We start from the raw sequence: 17,474 nt of genomic DNA on the forward strand, positions 1-17,474 counted from the left end.
TAACAAAATTGAACGGGCTGCCTTACTTGAGTGCGGCCGCGTAGATATCTGGCTTGAAGCCAATCAGGGTTCGGTCACCGAGATCGAGCACCGGGCGCTTGATCATCGAGGGTTGTGCGAGCATCAGTTCGATAGCTTTCGCCTGGTCGAGATCGGCTTTGCGTTCGTCGTCGAGTTTGCGAAAGGTCGTGCCTGCACGGTTGAGCACCACTTGCCAGCCGTGCTCGTTGCACCACTGGGTCAGGTGTTCACGGTCGATTCCGGCCGTCTTGTAATCGTGAAAATCAAAGCTGACAGCGTTTTCATCGAGCCAGGTGCGCGCCTTTTTCATGGTGTCGCAGGCTTTGATGCCGAAAAGGTGCAACGTTTTGCTTGAAGCGGTCAAGGAATTGCCCCCCTTTGGAGGTGCTGGAACTAAAAGGTGAAGGATTATGCCATGACCGAGGGGGTTCGGCGTCGGCGACGACGGCCATAAAACGATTGTGCGACAGGTTACCGGGTCAGGTGCGACCTTTGTGCAAAGGTCGAAGGCTAGCTTAAGCGTCTAATATGGCACTTCAACGGCAACTTGTTGCCTGATGTGTGCTGTTGCACGTCGACTGTCCGGGAACTGTTGTTTTATGCAAACCGCTTATACCGTCCTCATCCTGCTGATGCTGGTCAGTGTCTCGCGTCTGGTGGGCCGGGTGATTCCACTGCCGTTGCCGCTGGTGCAGATCGCCGCCGGGGCACTGCTCGCGTGGCCGACACTGGGGCTGCATGTGGCACTCGATCCCGAGCTGTTTCTTTTCCTGTTCCTGCCGCCGCTGCTGTTCTCCGATGGCTGGCGCATGCCCAAGCGGGCGCTGTGGAAGTTGCGTGGACCGATCTTGACCCTGGCGGTGGGGCTGGTGTTGTTCACCGTGGTCGGGGCGGGGTACTTCATTCACTGGCTGGTGCCGAGCATTCCATTGCCGGTGGCCTTCGCGCTGGCAGCGGTGTTGTCGCCGACCGATGCCGTGGCAGTCTCGGCAATCTCCCAGAACCGCTTGCCTACGCCCTTGATGCACATGCTGCAGGGTGAGGCCCTGATGAATGATGCCTCGGGCCTGGTGACCTTCAAGTTTGCCCTGGCGGCCGCCATTACCGGAGCGTTCTCCCTGGCCAATGCCAGTCTGACCTTTGTCCTGGTGGCGATTGGCGGGCTGTTGGTGGGCGTGGCCCTGAGTTGGCTGGTCGGCCGTCTGCGGGCCTGGATGATCGCCCGTGGCTGGGACGACCCGGCGACCCACGTGGTGTTCATGTTACTACTGCCGTTTGCCGCCTATGTGCTGGCCGAGCGCCTGGGTGTCTCGGGCATTCTGTCGGCGGTGGCGGCGGGGATGATGCAGAGCTGGCTTGACCTGCTGCCGCGCCAGACCAGTACCCGGCTGCTCAATCGCAGTGTCTGGTCGCTGCTGGAGTTCGCCTTCAATGGCCTGATTTTCCTGCTATTGGGCCTGCAACTGCCGGACATCATCAAGGCCGTGGTCAGTCACGAAAGCACGCTGTGGCCGACCCTGTTTTATCGTTGCCTGGAAGTGCTGGCGATTTTCCTCGCTTTGCTGATGCTGCGCTTTATCTGGGTGCAGAGCATCTGGCGCTTGTCGGTGCTGTTGCGGCGCTGGCGTGGCAAGGGCGAGCTGACCGAGGTGCCGACCGCTCGTTCCTGCTGGCTGTTGACGGTGGGTGGTGTGCGCGGGGCGGTGACGCTGGCGGGTGTGATGTCGGTGCCGATGCTGATGGGCGCCGAGGCATTTCCAGAACGCGACCTGCTGATCTTCATTGCTGCCGGGGTGATCCTGTTGTCCCTGGTGACGGCCTGCATCGCCTTGCCGCTGCTGTTGCGCGGCCTGCCGAAGAGTCCGGACGACAAGCGCCGGCAAGAGGTGCGCGACGCCTGGCGCAAGACCGCCGAGGCGGCGATTCATGCCTTGGAGGCCGAGGAGGCCAATCCGCAGGATGCGGCGCAGGCTGCACTGGCTGCCGAGCTCAAGGCGCGGATCATGTCCGAGTACCGGCATCAACTGGAGGTGTTCAACGATTCCGCCGAAGCCCAGGCCCTGGCGTTTCAGATGGACTTGCTGGAGCGGCGCCTGCGCTTGAATGCGCTGCGGGCCCAGCGTCTGGAGTTGTACCGGCTCAGTCGTCATCACCAGATCGGCGATGACGTGCTGCGCGAGGTGCTGGCCGACCTCGATTTGAGCGAGGCCAACCTGGGGCCGGTGAAGTGACGCCGGCTTACGGGTGGCGCTGGATAAAGGCGCGAATCCGCTCGGCGGCTTCCACGCATTCGGCCAGGGGCGCAACCAGGGCCAGGCGTACGCGCCCGGCGCCCGGGTTGAAGCCGTCGACTTCGCGAGACAGATAAGAGCCCGGCACTACCGTCACGTGCTCCTCGACATACAGGTCGCGGCAGAAGGCGGCGTCGTCGCCGCCGACGTTCGGCCACAGGTAGAAGCTGCCGTCAGGGCGCTGGACGTCGAGCACCGGGCTGAGGATCGCCAGCACTGCGTCGAACTTCTCGCGGTACAGGGTGCGGTTGGCGCGCACGTGCTCTTCATCGTTCCAGGCGGCAACGCTGGCCAGTTGGGTTTGGACCGGCATGGCGCAGCCGTGGTAGGTGCGATACAGCAAGAAGCCCTTGAGGATCTCGGCATCCCCGGCCACGAAGCCCGAGCGCAGGCCCGGCAGGTTGGAGCGCTTGGACAGGCTGTGGAATACCACGCAGCGCTTGAAGTCCTGGCGGCCCAGTTCCACGCAGGCACTCAGCAGGCCAGGTGGTGGGGTTTGTTCGTCGAAGTACAGTTCGCTGTAGCACTCGTCAGCGGCAATCACGAAGTCGTATTCGTCAGCCAGGGCGATCAGCTTTTTCAGGGTGTCCACCGGGATCAATGCACCGGTCGGGTTGCCTGGCGAGCACAGGAACAGGATCTGGCAGCGTTTCCAGATGTCCGGCGAAACAGCGTCGAAGTCCGGGTTGAAGCCGTTCTCGTCCAGGCACGGCAGGTAGTGCGGCTTGGCCCCCGCCAGGAACGCGGCGCCTTCGTAGATCTGGTAGAACGGGTTCGGGCTGACCACCAGCGCGTCATCGCCACGGTTGACCACGGTCTGGGTGAAGGCAAACAGTGCCTCACGGGTGCCATTGACCGGCAATACGTTGCGCGCCGGGTCGAGCCAACCGGCGGGTACGTTGAAGCGCCGCTCGCACCAGCCGGCGATGGCTTCACGCAGCTGCGGGATACCGAGGGTAGTCGGGTATACCGCCATTTTTTCCAGATTGCTGGCCAGGGCTTCGGCGACGAAGCTTGGCGAGCGGTGTTTCGGCTCGCCGATGGACAGGGCGATCGGGCGCTTGTCAGGGTTGGGCGTGACAGCACCGAGCAGGGCGCGCAGCTTTTCGAACGGGTAGGGCTGGAGCTGGTTCAGAGCGTTGTTCATCGGTGAGTCTCGATGGCGTCATTAAATGAATGCAATCTGTGTAATGCAGCAGATCCAGCGTGGGAGCGGGCTTGCCCGCGATAGCGGTGGATCAGCCACTGTGGGTCTTGAATGTGCCGGCGCCATCGCGGGCAAGCCCGCTCCCACAGGGGGAAGCTGGGAGTCAAATGCTCAGGCGCGACAGCTTGATATCCGGTTCCTGGTTGACGCTCAACTGCTCGACGATTGCATCCTGCAGTCGGCGGCACAGCTCTGGGTCCGAGAGCGGTTGATTGTGGGCGTCGGTAATGAAAAACACGTCTTCCACGCGCTCGCCGAGGGTGGCGATCTTGGCGTTCTGCAGCGACAGGTCGAACTCCAGGAATATCCCGCCGATCCGCGCGAGCAGGCCCGGGCGGTCCGGAGCGCTGAGCTCGAGCACGGTCACGGGGCGGTGGGCGTCGTTGTGGATCGTCACCTGGGGCGCGAAGGCGAAATGCTTGAGCTGGCGCGGCACCCGACGCTGGATGATAGTCGGGTAGTCGTCCGGGTTGCGTAGCGCGTCGGTCAGGCCGTCGCGGATCTGCTTGACCCGGGCCGGGTTGTCGCCAATCGAGTCGCCATCGGTGTCGAGCACGATATAGGTGTCGAGGGTGAACTGGCTGGTGGAGGTGATGACCCGGGCGTCGTGAATGTTCAGGTTGAGCTGGTCCATCGCGGCCACGGTCACGGCGAAGAAGTCGTGTTGGTCCGGTGCATAGATGAAGATCTGCGTGCCGCCTTCGAACTCGCGCTGGGTGGTCTCCTTGATCAGGACCAGCGGGCCGCCGTCGGCTGGTTGCTGGAGGATCGCGTCACTGTGCCAGGCGACATCGCCGGCGGTGTGGCGCAGGAAGTAGTCGTCGCCCAGTTGCGACCAGAGCTGCTCGACGTCGTCCGGATCGGTGCCGCCGCGAACCAGGATGTCCAGGGCCGCGCTTTGGGTCTGGCGAATCTGCTCCTCGCGGTCTACCGGGTTTTCCAGGCCACGGCGCAAGGCGCGCTTGGTCTCGGTGTAGAGCTGGCGCAACAGGCTGGCGCGCCAGGAGTTCCATAGGGTCGGGTTGGTGGCGTTGATGTCCGCGACGGTCAGTACATACAGGTAGTCGAGGCGGGTCTCGTCGCTGACTGCCTGGGCGAAGTCGTGGATCACCTGCGGGTCGGACAGGTCCTTGCGCTGGGCGGTGGTCGACATTACCAGGTGGTTTTGCACCAGCCAGACGATCAGGCGGCTGTCCCAGGCAGGGAGCTGATGGCGCTGGCAGAAGGCTTCCGCGTCCACCGCGCCGATGTCGGAATGGTCGCCATGCCGGCCTTTGCCGATATCGTGGTACAGCCCGGCCAGGTAGATCAGCTCCGGCTTGGGCAGCTTGGCCATGAGCTTGCTGGCCAGCGGGAATTTTTCGGACACCTGGGTGTACTGCAGCTTACGCAGGTGTTTGATCAGGTTCAGGGTATGGGCATCGACCGTATAGATGTGGAACAGGTCATGCTGCATCTGCCCGACAATAAAACCGAACTCCGGCAAGTAGCGGCCGAGGATGCCGTAGCGGTTCATCCGCCGCAGGTTGCGGTGGATACCGATCTTGCACTTGAACAGTTCGATAAACAGGCTGGTGTTGCGGATGTCGTTGCGGAAGGTGTCGTCGATCAGGTGCCGGTGTTCGCGCAGCAAGCGAATGGTATCGGCGCGTACGCCCTTGATTTCCGGCTGCTGGGCCATCAGTACGAAGATTTCCAGCATGGCAAACGGCGTGCGCTTGAACACGTTGGTGTTGATGGCCTCGATGTAGCCGTCATGCAGCTGGAAGCGCGAGTTGATCGGCTGCGGCGGCGCTTCGTCGGCCGGGGCGAGGATGATTTCCTCGAAGTGCTGGATGATCAGGTCGCTGAGCTGGGCAATGCTCATGACGACCCGATAGTACTGCTGCATGAAGTTTTCGATGGCGTGCTTGGCGTCTTCACCTTGAAAACCCAGCAGGCCGGCGATCGAACGCTGGTGGTCGAACAGCAGGCGGTCTTCCGAGCGTCCGGCGAGCATGTGCAGGGCGTAGCGGACTTTCCACAGGAACTCCTGGGAGGAGGCCAGCAGGGCGTTCTCGCTCTCCACCAGGAAACCCTCACCGGCCAGGGCGCGCAGGTTCAGGGTGCCGTACTGGCGGCGGGCTACCCACAAGATCGTCTGGATATCCCGCAGGCCGCCGGGCGAGCCTTTGACGTTGGGTTCCAGGTTGTATTCGGTGTCGTTGTACTTGTGGTGGCGGGCCTTCTGTTCGGCGCGCTTGGCCAGGAAGAACTCCTTGGCCGGCCACATGTGTGCGGTGCTGGTGACCTCGAGCATGCGCTGGCGCAAGTGCTCGGGGCCGGCAATGGTGCGGCTTTCCATGAGGTTGGTGACAACCGTCAGGTCGGCGCGGGCTTCCACTGCGCATTCGTCCACCGAGCGCACGCTCTGGCCTACTTCCAGGCCGATGTCCCACAGCAGGGTCAGGAAGCGTTCGATGGAGTCGCGGAAAACTTCGTGATCGGCACTGTCCAGCAGGATCAGCAGGTCGATATCGGAATAGGGGTGTAGCTCGCCCCGGCCGTAGCCGCCGACCGCGACCAGCGCGATGTCGGCGTCTTCGCTCCAGTCGAACTGGTCCCAGGCCTTTTGCAGGATGTTGTCGACGAACCAGGCGCGATCCTCGATCAGCCGGCGAATGTCCCGGCCACTGCGAAAGCGCGTATCCAGCACCTCGCGAGCCTGGCGGATGGCCTTCTTGAAAGCCGCAATCGGGCTTGCCTTCAGGGCCAGTTCAGCCTGGAACTGGCCGCGGTCGAAGAGTTCGGGATCCACCTGCGGCATCGATTGGCTTTCCTTTCTATAAGGCTGGGAACGGCAGGTCAGGCAGAAACGCGAGGGATGGTGTCATCGCTGCGCAAGGTGAAGATTTCGTAGCCGGTCTCGGTCACCAGCAGGGTGTGTTCCCACTGGGCCGAGAGCTTGCGGTCCTTGGTGATGGCGGTCCAGCCATCGCCCAGGACCTTGGTGTCGGCCTTGCCCTGGTTGATCATCGGCTCGATGGTGAAGGTCATGCCGGCTTGCAGTTCCATGCCGGTACCGGCACGGCCGTAGTGCAGGATTTGTGGCTCTTCGTGGAACACCTTGCCGATGCCGTGGCCGCAGAACTCGCGCACGACCGAGAAACCGTTCTTTTCAGCGTGCTTCTGGATCACTTCGCCGATATCGCCCAGGCGGCAGCCGGGTTTGACGATCTCGATGGCTTTGTACATGCATTCCTGGGTGACCTGGGACAGGCGCTCGGCCCAGACCGGCACGCTGCCGACGTGGAACATGCGGCTGGTGTCGCCGTGGTAGCCGTCCTTGATCACCGTGACGTCGATGTTCAGGGTGTCGCCGTCTTTCAGGGCTTTCTCGTTCGGGATGCCGTGGCAGACCACATGGTTGATCGAGGTGCAGATCGACTTCGGGAAGCCTTTGTAGTTGAGCGGGGCAGGGATGGCCTGCTGCTCGTTGACGATGTAGTCGTGGCAGATGCGGTCGAGCTCTTCGGTGGTGATCCCGGGCTTGACGTGTTCGGCAATCATTTCCAGCACATCGGCGGCGAGTTTGCCGGCGATACGCATTTTGGCGATGTCCTCTGGGGTTTTGAGGGTGACGGTCATACAGGCTCTCTCTACGCTCAGTGGCGCTTGCTATACGGAATGGGCTCTGCGTGATGCGGTGCGCAGGCCTGAAAAAGGCGATTCTAACAGACGATCACGGCAAATCCGTGGCGGCATGCATCGCTTCTCTCTATAGAATGGCGCATTCTGGAGCGATTCCAAGGGCTGGAACACCTGCGCTGGCCCGGTTTTGAGAAACCGGGTTCCGTTTTCAGCCTTGCTGTGGTATAAAATGCGCCGCTTTCCGGGGATGCCCCGAAAGGCTTAAATCCACACACGTGTCGACACGATGACCTGGGTGCCTTCAGCTGAAGCTGCTGGTTGGTCATTGGGATACGTGGAGGCCAAACCCGACTTATTAAGGAACTATCATGTCCCAAGTCAACATGCGCGATATGCTGAAGGCCGGTGTGCACTTCGGTCACCAGACCCGTTACTGGAACCCGAAAATGGGTAAATACATTTTCGGCGCGCGTAACAAGATCCACATCATCAACCTTGAAAAAACCCTGCCAATGTTCAACGAAGCTCTGACTTTCGTAGAGCGTCTGGCCCAGGGCAAAAACAAGATTCTGTTCGTCGGCACCAAGCGTTCCGCTGGCAAGATCGTTGCTGAAGAAGCAGCACGTTGCGGTTCGCCGTACGTCGATCACCGCTGGTTGGGCGGCATGCTGACCAACTTCAAAACCATCCGTGCTTCCATCAAGCGTCTGCGTGACCTTGAAGTGCAAGCCGAAGACGGTACTTTCGCCAAGCTGACCAAGAAAGAAGCGCTGATGCGCACTCGTGACCTGGAAAAGCTCGATCGTTCCCTGGGTGGTATCAAGGACATGGGCGGTCTGCCTGACGCACTGTTCGTTATCGACGTTGATCACGAGCGCATCGCGATCACCGAAGCCAACAAGCTGGGCATCCCGGTTATCGGCGTAGTCGATACCAACAGCAGCCCGGAAGGCGTTGACTACATCATCCCAGGCAACGATGACGCAATCCGCGCTATCCAGTTGTACATGGGTTCGATGGCTGACGCTGTAATCCGCGGTCGCAACCACGTTGCTGGCGGCACCGAGCAGTTCGTAGAAGAAGCTCCGGTAGCAGCAGCTGAGTAATTGACGCCTTGGCGTTGACTCAGTAAGCAAAAAGGGGGCTTGGCCCCCTTTTTGCCACCTCGAAAACCATTTGTCGGCGCCCACTGCCCTTTTGTAACGTGCGGCAGCTAACAAAGGGTGGATCGAGAAGAATTGAACGCCCGTTCGATCGGGTGGAATGGTTGAAAACCTATCCAAGAGGAATTTGAAAATGGCAGAGATTACTGCAGCGTTGGTCAAAGAACTGCGCGAGCGTACTGGCGAAGGCATGATGGACTGCAAAAAGGCCTTGACCAAGGCTGGCGGCGACATCGAGAAAGCCATTGATGACATGCGTGCTTCGGGCGCCATCAAGGCTGCCAAAAAAGCAGGCAACGTTGCTGCTGAAGGCGCTATCGCCCTGAAGGAAGACGGTAAATCCGCAGTCCTGCTGGAAGTGAACTCGCAGACTGACTTCCTGGCTCTGCAGGACGACTTCAAGGCATTTGTTGCTGCAAGCGTTGAAAAAGCGTTCGCCGACAAGCTGACTGACGTCGCTCCGCTGATCGAGGCTCAAGAAGCTGCTCGCCTGGTACTGGTCGGCAAGGTTGGCGAAAACGTCAACATCCGTCGCCTGGCTCGCGTTGAAGGTGATGTGGTTGGTGGTTACCTGCACGGCAACAAGATCGGTGTAGCTGTTGTTCTGAAAGGCGGCAACGTTGAGCTGGCCAAGGACATCGCTATGCACGTAGCTGCTAGCAACCCTGAGTTCCTGCTGCCATCGGAAGTTTCCGCTGAAGCGATCGAGCGCGAAAAAGCCGTGTTCCTGCAGCTGAACGAAGAAAAAATCAAAGGCAAGCCAGAAAACATTGTTGAGAACATGGTCAAAGGCCGTATCAGCAAGTTCCTGGCTGAAGCAAGCCTGGTTGAGCAGGCGTTCGTCAAGAACCCTGAAATCAAGGTTGGCGAACTGGCCAAGAAAGCCGGTGCTGAAATCGTTTCCTTCACTTACTTCAAAGTAGGCGAAGGCATCGAGAAGCCGGTCGACAACTTCGCTGAAGAAGTTGCTGCCCAGCTGGCTGCTGCCAAGCAATAAGACAGTTTTCAACTGTCGCCCGAAAGAGGCTGCCCGCTCACGCGCGCAGCCTCTTTTCAAATGGGAGGTCGATTTTATTTGGCTTCCCTTCGGAACTGGCTTACAAAGCCGTGTTCTGATGGCGCTGTGATAGCGTCAAGCTAGAGTAAACGCAGGCTGTAAACAGCCAGCACAGAATTTTTTAAAATACGCCGCAGGAGAGATTCGCAATGGCTCAGCAGGGCAGTGGTTATCAGGCTCGCTATAAACGCATTCTACTCAAGCTTAGCGGCGAGGCCTTGATGGGCTCCGAAGAGTTCGGGATCGACCCAAAGGTCCTGGATCGCATGGCGCTGGAAGTCGGCCAACTGGTCGGTATCGGCGTCCAGGTCGGCCTGGTGATCGGTGGCGGCAACCTGTTCCGCGGCGCGGCACTGAGTGCGGCCGGCATGGATCGGGTCACTGGCGACCACATGGGCATGCTGGCCACTGTGATGAACGCCCTGGCCATGCGCGACGCGCTGGAACGTGCGAATATCTCGGCCATCGTGATGTCGGCCATCTCCATGGTTGGCGTGACCGATCACTACGATCGCCGCAAAGCCATGCGTCACCTCAACTCCAAGGAAGTGGTGATCTTCGCGGCCGGTACCGGCAACCCGTTCTTCACCACCGATTCGGCTGCCTGCCTGCGCGCGATCGAAATCGATGCCGACGTCGTGCTGAAAGCGACCAAGGTTGACGGTGTGTACACCGCAGATCCATTCAAAGACCCGCATGCCGAGAAGTTCGATCATCTGACCTACGATGAAGTACTGGATCGCAAGCTGGGTGTCATGGACCTGACGGCTATCTGCCTGTGCCGCGACCACAAGATGCCGCTGCGCGTATTTAACATGAACAAGCCCGGCGCCCTGCTGAACATCGTACATGGCGGCGCTGAAGGGACTCTGATCGAGGAAGGCGAACAATGATCAACGAAATCAAGAAAGACGCTCAAGAGCGCATGCAGAAATCGCTGGACTCTCTGAACCATGCATTTGGTCAGATTCGTACCGGCAAGGCTCACCCAAGCATCCTGGGTAGCGTGATGGTGCCGTACTACGGCACGGACACTTCCATCACCCAAGTGGCCAACATCACGGTAAAAGACTCCCGGACCCTTCAGGTCGTGGCGTTTGAGCGCAATATGCTCGCGGCAGTCGACAAGGCGATCCAAAGTGCAGGTTTGAACCTCAACCCGACGAACCTGGGCGAGCTGCTGTTGATCTCCATGCCTGCTCTGACTGAAGAAACCCGCAAGGGCTTCACCAAGCAGGCGCGTAGCGCAGCTGAAGATGCTCGTGTTGCCGTGCGCAACATTCGTCGTGATGCACTGGGCGATCTGAAGAAACTGGTCAAGGACAAGGAAATCAGCGAAGACGAAGAGCGTCGTGCCGCTGCTGATATCCAGAAGCTGACCGACAAGGCTGAGGCCGAAATCGACGCAGCGACCAAGCAAAAAGAAGCGGATTTGATGGCCGTATAAGGGTCGCGCTTTCATGGAAAAGACCAAGCAGCCTGCGCTGTCCACGGTGCCGCGACATGTCGCGATCATCATGGACGGCAATAATCGCTGGGCAAAAAAACGTTTCTTGCCCGGCGTTGCCGGGCACAAGGCGGGCGTCGATGCTGTGCGCGCCGTAATCGAGGTGTGCGCGGAATCGGGGGTGGAAGTCCTGACCCTGTTCGCGTTTTCCAGTGAAAACTGGCAGCGCCCGGCCGATGAAGTCAGTGCCTTGATGGACCTGTTCTTCAAGGCGTTGCGTCGTGAGGCCAAGCGCCTCAACGACAACAACATTTCCTTGCGCATCATTGGCGATCGCTCGCGTTTTCATCCGGAGCTTCAGGCAGCCATGCGTGAAGCCGAGGCGATGACGGCCGGGGCCAATCGTTTTGTCCTGCAAATCGCCGCCAACTATGGCGGTCAGTGGGACATTGCCCAGGCTGCGCAGCGTCTGGCGCGAGAAGTTCAGGCCGGCCACCTGCGGCCGGACGACATCACCCCGGATTTGCTGCAGACCTGCCTGTCCACAGGCGACCTGCCGTTGCCGGACCTGTGTATTCGCACCGGTGGCGAGCATCGCATCAGCAACTTCCTGTTGTGGCAGATGGCCTATTCCGAGTTGTACTTCTCCGACCTGTTCTGGCCGGACTTCAAACACGAAGCCATGCGTACTGCACTGGCCGATTTCGCTTCTCGCCAACGTCGCTTCGGTAAAACGAGCGAACAGGTCGAAGCTGGAGCCCGGGTTTAATGCTTAAACAACGAATCATCACGGCACTGATCCTGCTGCCAATCGCCCTGTGCGGGTTTTTCCTGCTCGAAGGTTCCGCTTTTGCGCTGTTCATCGGCCTGGTGGTAACCCTGGGCGCCTGGGAATGGGCGCGCCTGGCGGGCTTCGAGGCGCAGTCGATGCGTGTCGCCTACGGGGCCGTGGTAGCCGCGATGCTGCTGGTCCTGCATTTGGTGCCCGGGCTTGCGCCTTGGGTGTTGGGCGCAGCCGTGCTGTGGTGGGGCGTGGCGACGTTCCTGGTGCTGACCTACCCCAAGACCAGCGAGCATTGGGCGAGTGCCGCCTGCAAGCTGGTGATCGGCCTGCTGATCCTGTTGCCGGCCTGGCAAGGCCTGGTGCTGATCAAGCAATACCCGCTGGGCAACTGGCTGATTATGGCGGTCATGGTGCTGGTCTGGGGCGCGGACATCGGCGCTTACTTCTCCGGCCGGGCCTTCGGCAAGCGCAAGCTGGCGCCGCTGGTCAGTCCTGGCAAGAGCTGGGAAGGGGTGTATGGCGGGCTGCTGTTGAGCCTGGTGATTACCCTGGTCGTCGGCCTGGTACGCGACTGGAGCGTGGGCCAGTTGCTCATGGGCCTGATCGGCGCGGCTATCATCGTGTTCATCTCGGTGGTCGGTGACCTGACCGAAAGCATGTTCAAGCGTCAGGCCGGGATCAAGGACAGCAGTAACCTGCTGCCGGGTCACGGCGGTGTGCTGGATCGAATCGACAGCCTGACCGCTGCAATCCCCTTGTTTGCCGTGCTGTTGTGGATGGCCGCACCGTGAGCCGGCCACAACAGATCACCGTCCTCGGTGCGACCGGCTCCATAGGCCTGAGCACTCTGGACGTCATCGCTCGCCACCCGGAGCGTTTCCAGGTCTTTGCCTTGAGTGGCTTCTCGCGCCTTAGTGAGTTGCTGGCCTTGTGCATCCGTCACGTGCCGCGTTTTGCCGTGGTCCCGCAACCTGACGCGGCGCGGCGTCTGCAGGACGATCTGCGGGCTGCTGGCCTGCCGACCCGTGTGCTGGTGGGGGAGGAGGGGTTGTGCCAGGTGGCTGCCGATCCCGAAGTGGATGCGGTGATGGCGGCGATAGTCGGTGCGGCAGGACTGCGCCCGACCCTGGCGGCAGTGGAAGCTGGCAAGAAGATCCTGCTGGCCAACAAGGAGGCGCTGGTGATGTCCGGCGCCTTGTTCATGCAGGCGGTGCACAAGAGCGGTTCGGTATTGTTGCCGATCGACAGTGAGCACAATGCGATCTTCCAGTGCATGCCTACGGACTTTTCCCGCGGGCTGGGCAATGTCGGGGTGCGGCGGATTCTGCTGACTGCATCGGGTGGCCCGTTCCGCCAGACCGCCCTGGCCGAGCTGGCAGATGTGACGCCGGATCAAGCCTGCGCCCATCCCAACTGGTCGATGGGGCGCAAGATTTCGGTCGACTCGGCGAGCATGATGAACAAGGGGCTGGAGTTGATCGAGGCCTGTTGGCTGTTCGATGCCAAGCCCTCCCAGGTCGAAGTGGTGATCCACCCGCAGAGCGTGATTCACTCGCTGGTCGACTACGTGGACGGTTCGGTGCTGGCCCAGTTGGGCAACCCGGACATGCGCACACCCATCGCCAATGCGCTGGCCTGGCCTGAGCGGATTGACTCCGGTGTGGCGCCGCTTGATCTGTTTGCTATCGCGCGCCTGGATTTCCAGGCACCCGACGAAGAGCGTTTCCCGTGCCTGCGCCTGGCACGCCAGGCGGCCGAGGCGGGTAACAGCGCGCCGGCCATGTTGAATGCGGCCAACGAAGTGGCGGTTGCCGCCTTTCTGGATGGGCGTGTCCGCTACCTGGAGATCGCGAGTATCATCGAGGAAGTATTGAACCTTGAGCCGGTGGTGGCTGTGGCGGATCTCGAGGCAGTGTTTACGGCGGACGCGAAAGCGCGTGTACTGGCGCAGCGTTGGTTGAGCCGCCACGGGCGATAGGTGTTGCGGCAGGTTTGCCGGCGCCAGCGCTGAATAGGATTGCGGAGAAAGTAGATGAGCGCGCTCTATATGATTGTCGGCACCCTGGTAGCCCTGGGTGTGCTGGTCACCTTCCATGAATTCGGCCACTTCTGGGTCGCGCGTCGTTGTGGCGTCAAGGTCCTGCGTTTTTCCGTAGGCTTCGGCATGCCGTTGATACGCTGGCACGATCGCCAGGGCACCGAATTTGTGATTGCCGCCATTCCGCTGGGTGGCTACGTGAAAATGCTCGATGAGCGTGAAGGCGACGTGCCGGCTGATCAATTGGAGCAATCCTTCAATCGCAAGTCGGTTCGCCAGCGTATCGCTATCGTTGCTGCCGGCCCTATTGCCAACTTCCTGCTGGCCCTGGTGTTCTTCTGGGTCCTGGCCATGCTCGGTACCGAGCAGGTGCGCCCGGTGATTGGCGCAGTTGAAATCGGCAGTATCGCCGCCAAGGCCGGCTTGAGCCCGGGCCAGGAAATCGTCGCCGTCGATGGTGAGGCCACTTCCGGTTGGGCCGCCGTCAATCTGCAACTGGTGCGCCGCCTGGGTGAGAGTGGTGCGGTGCAGTTGTTGGTGCGCGAGGAGGGCTCCACTGCCGATACCCCCCGTGAACTGATTCTGGACAAGTGGCTCAAGGGCGCCGATGAGCCTGATCCGATTCGCTCCCTCGGCATTCGTCCATGGCGTCCGGCCTTGCCGCCGGTCCTGGCTGAGCTCGATCCCAAGGGGCCGGCCCAGGCGGCAGGCCTGAAAACCGGCGACCGGCTGTTGAAGCTCGATGGCCAGGCGCTGACGGATTGGCAGCAAGTGGTCGATTGGGTGCGTGTACGTCCTGAAACCAAAATTGTGCTGCAGGTCGAGCGCGACGGTGCTCAAATCGACGTCCCTGTGACCCTGGCGGTCCGAGGTGACGGCAAGGCCGCCACCGGTTACCTGGGGGCGGGGGTGAAAGCTGTCGATTGGCCACCAACGATGATTCGTGAGGTCAGCTTCGGTCCTGTAGCGGCCATTGGCGAAGGGGCGCGGCGCACCTGGACCATGAGTGTGCTGACCCTCGATTCGCTGAAGAAAATGTTGTTCGGCGAGCTCTCGGTAAAAAACTTGAGTGGACCGATAACCATTGCTAAAGTGGCGGGCGCTTCTGCCCAGTCGGGCGTCGCTGATTTCCTGAATTTCCTTGCTTATCTGAGTATTAGCCTGGGGGTTCTGAATTTGTTGCCCATTCCTGTACTGGATGGGGGGCATTTGTTGTTTTATCTGATCGAGTGGGCGCGTGGTCGTCCCTTGTCGGATCGGGTGCAAGGTTGGGGGATACAGATCGGTATCAGTTTGGTGGTCGGGGTGATGTTGCTTGCCTTGGTCAACGATCTGGGTCGACTGTAACGCTTCGCTGAATTGCGAATCTGCCGCATTTTGCGGCAGTTTTTATTGCCAGTTGGAATAAGAAAGGACTTCATGAAACGTCTGCTGCTAACTGCGGTTCTCACCGTATTGATGATCGCCGAAGTTCACGCCGAGTCCTTCACTATCTCCGATATTCGCGTCAACGGCCTCCAGCGGGTTTCCGCCGGTAGCGTCTTTGGTGCCTTGCCGTTGAACGTCGGTGAGCAGGCGGATGATCGTCGCCTGGTCGAATCCACTCGTGCGCTGTTCAAAACCGGTTTCTTCCAGGACATCCAGTTGGGTCGCGACGGCAACGTCCTGGTCATCACGGTGGTCGAGCGTCCTTCCGTCGCCAGTATCGAGATCGAAGGCAACAAGGCGATCTCCACTGAAGACCTGATGAAGGGCCTCAAGCAATCCGGTCTGGCTGAAGGCGAAATCTTCCAGCGCGCAACCCTCGAAGGCGTGCGTAACGAACTGCAGCGCCAGTACGTGGCTCAAGGCCGCTACTCGGCCACCGTTGATACCGAAGTGGTCCCTCAGCCGCGCAACCGCGTAGGCCTGAAGGTCAACATCAACGAAGGCACCGTTGCCGCTATCCAGCACATCAACGTGGTGGGCAACACGGTTTTCCCCGACGATGACCTGATCGACCTGTTCGAACTCAAGACCACCAACTGGTTGTCGTTCTTCAAGAACGATGACAAGTACGCCCGTGAAAAACTCTCCGGTGACCTCGAGCGCCTGCGCTCCTACTACCTGGACCGCGGCTATATCAACATGGATATCGCTTCGACCCAGGTGTCCATCACCCCGGACAAGAAGCACGTCTACATTACCGTCAACGTCAACGAAGGCCAGAAGTACAACGTTCGTGACGTGAAGCTCAGCGGCGACCTGAAAGTGCCTGAAGACCAGGTCAAGGCGCTGTTGCTGGTGCAGAAAGGCCAAGTGTTCTCGCGCAAGCTGATGACCACCACCTCCGAACTGATCACCCGTCGCCTGGGTAACGAGGGCTACACCTTCGCCAACGTCAACGGCGTGCCTCAGCCGCACGACGAAGACCACACGGTCGATATCACCTTCGTGGTCGATCCGGGCAAGCGTGCCTACGTGAACCGTATCAACTTCCGTGGCAACACCAAGTCCGAAGACGAAGTGCTGCGTCGTGAAATGCGCCAGATGGAAGGTGGCTGGGCTTCGACCTACTTGATCGACCAGTCCAAGACCCGCCTGGAACGCCTGGGCTTCTTCAAGGAAGTCAACGTCGAGACGCCGGCCGTGCCGGGTGTCGATGACCAGGTAGACGTCAACTACAGCGTTGAAGAGCAAGCATCCGGTTCCATCACTGCCAGCGTCGGTTTTGCCCAGAGCGCCGGCCTGATCCTCGGTGGTTCGATTACCCAGAACAACTTCCTGGGTACCGGTAACAAGGTCAGCATCGGTTTGACCCGCAGTGAATACCAGAGCCGCTACAACTTCGGTTACGTGGACCCCTACTGGACAGCCGATGGCGTGAGCCTGGGTTACAACGCGTTCTACCGCACCACTGACTACGATGAGCTCGATACCGACGTTTCCAGCTATGCCGTGGACAGCCTGGGTGCCGGTGTCAGCGTGGGTTACCCGATCAGCGAGACTTCGCGCCTGACCTTTGGTCTGAACGCACAGCAAGACAAGATCAAGACCGGCCAGTACACCGTCGACGAGATCTTCGACTTCGTTAACCGTGAAGGCGACCAGTACCTGAACTTCAAGGCTTCGGCCGGTTGGTCCGAGTCGACCCTGAACAAAGGCGTATTGGCCACCCGTGGTCACTCCCAGAGCGTGACCCTGGAAACCACGGTGCCGGGCAGCGACCTGTCGTTCTTCAAGCTCGACTACCGTGGCCAGTTGTTCCAGCCATTGACCGATAACTACACCGTGCGCCTGCACACCGAGCTGGGCTACGGTGACGGCTACGGCTCGACGGATGGCTTGCCATTCTACGAAAACTACTATGCTGGTGGTTTCAACTCGGTTCGCGGTTTCAAGGACAGCACCTTGGGTCCACGTAGTACTCCGAGTCGTGGGGCGGATGGTCCGAATGGTACCGGCAACGCGGGTACAGTCGCCGATCCGGACAACGATCCGCTGCCGTTTGGTGGTAACGTCCTGATCCAGGGCGGTGCCGAGCTGTTGTTCCCGCTGCCATTCGTCAAGGATCAGCGTTCGTTGCGTACTTCCGTATTCTGGGATGTCGGTAACGTGTTCGACTCCAAGTGCGAGCAGACCAAGAACACCAAGCCTGGTTCGTACTCGAACACGCAGTGCAACGACGTCAGCCTCAGCAACCTGGCCAGCTCCGTGGGTATTGGCGTGACCTGGGTTACCGCATTGGGTCCTTTGAGCTTTGCTCTGGCCATGCCGGTGAAAGAACCGGATAACGCTGAAACCCAAGTGTTCCAATTTTCCCTCGGTCAGACGTTCTAAGCGTCTGCCCCAAGACA

General features: G+C 60.2%; 14 protein-coding genes. 10 read left to right on the forward strand and 4 right to left on the reverse strand.

The features are described 5' to 3' along the window. Positions 1–22: 22 nt before the first annotated feature. A complete protein-coding gene (locus CKW24_RS07980) occupies positions 23–331 on the reverse strand; it encodes an arsenate reductase (protein WP_232534623.1) in 309 nt (102 codons plus the stop codon). Positions 332–620: 289 nt separating this feature from the next. Here CKW24_RS07980 and CKW24_RS07985 point away from each other — a divergent pair, with 289 nt between their 5' ends. Next, positions 621–2,252, forward strand: coding sequence for a Na+/H+ antiporter (locus CKW24_RS07985; protein ID WP_095166779.1), 1,632 nt, complete (start codon positions 621–623; stop codon positions 2,250–2,252). A gap of 7 nt (positions 2,253–2,259) precedes the next feature. Here the strand turns inward: CKW24_RS07985 and dapC are convergent, their stop codons facing one another. From dapC to map, 3 genes are all read right to left on the reverse strand, one after another. Then, positions 2,260–3,459, reverse strand: coding sequence for a succinyldiaminopimelate transaminase (dapC, locus tag CKW24_RS07990; protein ID WP_095166781.1), 1,200 nt, complete (start codon positions 3,457–3,459; stop codon positions 2,260–2,262). Between the two features lie 163 nt (positions 3,460–3,622). Then, the gene (locus tag CKW24_RS07995; protein WP_095166783.1) at positions 3,623–6,325 is read right to left on the reverse strand and encodes a [protein-PII] uridylyltransferase; all 2,703 of its coding nucleotides are present in this window, start codon (positions 6,323–6,325) and stop codon (positions 3,623–3,625) included. 38 nt (positions 6,326–6,363) lie between these two features. Then, the gene (gene map, locus CKW24_RS08000; protein ID WP_095166785.1) at positions 6,364–7,146 is read right to left on the reverse strand and encodes a type I methionyl aminopeptidase; all 783 of its coding nucleotides are present in this window, start codon (positions 7,144–7,146) and stop codon (positions 6,364–6,366) included. Between the two features lie 371 nt (positions 7,147–7,517). Here map and rpsB point away from each other — a divergent pair, with 371 nt between their 5' ends. From rpsB to bamA, 9 genes are all read left to right on the forward strand, one after another. Continuing rightward, the gene (gene rpsB / locus CKW24_RS08005; RefSeq protein WP_003219330.1) at positions 7,518–8,255 is read left to right on the forward strand and encodes a 30S ribosomal protein S2; all 738 of its coding nucleotides are present in this window, start codon (positions 7,518–7,520) and stop codon (positions 8,253–8,255) included. Between the two features lie 190 nt (positions 8,256–8,445). Next, on the forward strand, positions 8,446–9,309 hold the full coding sequence (gene tsf / locus CKW24_RS08010; protein WP_095166787.1) for a translation elongation factor Ts: 864 nt from the start codon (positions 8,446–8,448) through the stop codon (positions 9,307–9,309). 209 nt (positions 9,310–9,518) lie between these two features. Then, positions 9,519–10,262 carry a UMP kinase gene (gene pyrH, locus CKW24_RS08015; protein WP_011059526.1) on the forward strand — a complete coding sequence of 248 codons (744 nt, stop codon included), beginning with the start codon at positions 9,519–9,521 and terminating at the stop codon, positions 10,260–10,262. Continuing rightward, complete coding sequence (gene frr / locus CKW24_RS08020) at positions 10,259–10,816, forward strand: ribosome recycling factor (RefSeq protein ID WP_095166789.1); 558 nt, start codon at positions 10,259–10,261, stop codon at positions 10,814–10,816. The genes pyrH and frr overlap by 4 nt, the downstream gene beginning before the upstream one ends. A gap of 13 nt (positions 10,817–10,829) precedes the next feature. Next, positions 10,830–11,585: a polyprenyl diphosphate synthase gene (gene uppS / locus CKW24_RS08025; RefSeq protein ID WP_095166791.1), complete on the forward strand. Its 756-nt coding sequence runs from the start codon at positions 10,830–10,832 to the stop codon at positions 11,583–11,585. Continuing rightward, positions 11,585–12,391 carry a phosphatidate cytidylyltransferase gene (locus CKW24_RS08030; protein WP_095166793.1) on the forward strand — a complete coding sequence of 269 codons (807 nt, stop codon included), beginning with the start codon at positions 11,585–11,587 and terminating at the stop codon, positions 12,389–12,391. The genes uppS and CKW24_RS08030 overlap by 1 nt, the downstream gene beginning before the upstream one ends. Then, positions 12,388–13,578 carry a 1-deoxy-D-xylulose-5-phosphate reductoisomerase gene (gene ispC / locus CKW24_RS08035; RefSeq protein WP_095166795.1) on the forward strand — a complete coding sequence of 397 codons (1,191 nt, stop codon included), beginning with the start codon at positions 12,388–12,390 and terminating at the stop codon, positions 13,576–13,578. Before CKW24_RS08030 ends, ispC begins: the two co-directional genes overlap by 4 nt. Before the next feature lie 54 nt (positions 13,579–13,632). Continuing rightward, the gene (gene rseP / locus CKW24_RS08040; protein ID WP_095166797.1) at positions 13,633–14,985 is read left to right on the forward strand and encodes a sigma E protease regulator RseP; all 1,353 of its coding nucleotides are present in this window, start codon (positions 13,633–13,635) and stop codon (positions 14,983–14,985) included. A 72-nt stretch (positions 14,986–15,057) separates the two neighbouring features. Continuing rightward, the gene (gene bamA, locus CKW24_RS08045) at positions 15,058–17,457 is read left to right on the forward strand and encodes an outer membrane protein assembly factor BamA (protein ID WP_095166799.1); all 2,400 of its coding nucleotides are present in this window, start codon (positions 15,058–15,060) and stop codon (positions 17,455–17,457) included. The last annotated feature ends 17 nt before the right edge of the window (positions 17,458–17,474 follow it).

It is taken from the genome of Pseudomonas sp. Irchel 3H3 (genome assembly GCF_900187635.1).
In the GTDB taxonomy this organism is placed as follows: Bacteria; Pseudomonadota; Gammaproteobacteria; order Pseudomonadales; family Pseudomonadaceae; genus Aquipseudomonas.

Excerpts from the sequence above, each read along its gene's own strand:
- bamA (WP_095166799.1), top strand. The coding sequence starts at position 15,058 with ATGAAACGTCTGCTGCTAACTGCGGTTCTCACCGTATTGATGATCGCC.
- tsf (WP_095166787.1), top strand. The coding sequence starts at position 8,446 with ATGGCAGAGATTACTGCAGCGTTGGTCAAAGAACTGCGCGAGCGTACT.
- CKW24_RS07995 (WP_095166783.1), bottom strand. The coding sequence starts at position 6,325 with ATGCCGCAGGTGGATCCCGAACTCTTCGACCGCGGCCAGTTCCAGGCT.
- rpsB (WP_003219330.1), top strand. The coding sequence starts at position 7,518 with ATGTCCCAAGTCAACATGCGCGATATGCTGAAGGCCGGTGTGCACTTC.
- dapC (WP_095166781.1), bottom strand. The coding sequence starts at position 3,459 with ATGAACAACGCTCTGAACCAGCTCCAGCCCTACCCGTTCGAAAAGCTG.
- CKW24_RS07985 (WP_095166779.1), top strand. The coding sequence starts at position 621 with ATGCAAACCGCTTATACCGTCCTCATCCTGCTGATGCTGGTCAGTGTC.
- CKW24_RS07980 (WP_232534623.1), bottom strand. The coding sequence starts at position 331 with ATGAAAAAGGCGCGCACCTGGCTCGATGAAAACGCTGTCAGCTTTGAT.
- CKW24_RS08030 (WP_095166793.1), top strand. The coding sequence starts at position 11,585 with ATGCTTAAACAACGAATCATCACGGCACTGATCCTGCTGCCAATCGCC.
- rseP (WP_095166797.1), top strand. The coding sequence starts at position 13,633 with ATGAGCGCGCTCTATATGATTGTCGGCACCCTGGTAGCCCTGGGTGTG.
- uppS (WP_095166791.1), top strand. The coding sequence starts at position 10,830 with ATGGAAAAGACCAAGCAGCCTGCGCTGTCCACGGTGCCGCGACATGTC.
- map (WP_095166785.1), bottom strand. The coding sequence starts at position 7,146 with ATGACCGTCACCCTCAAAACCCCAGAGGACATCGCCAAAATGCGTATC.
- pyrH (WP_011059526.1), top strand. The coding sequence starts at position 9,519 with ATGGCTCAGCAGGGCAGTGGTTATCAGGCTCGCTATAAACGCATTCTA.
- frr (WP_095166789.1), top strand. The coding sequence starts at position 10,259 with ATGATCAACGAAATCAAGAAAGACGCTCAAGAGCGCATGCAGAAATCG.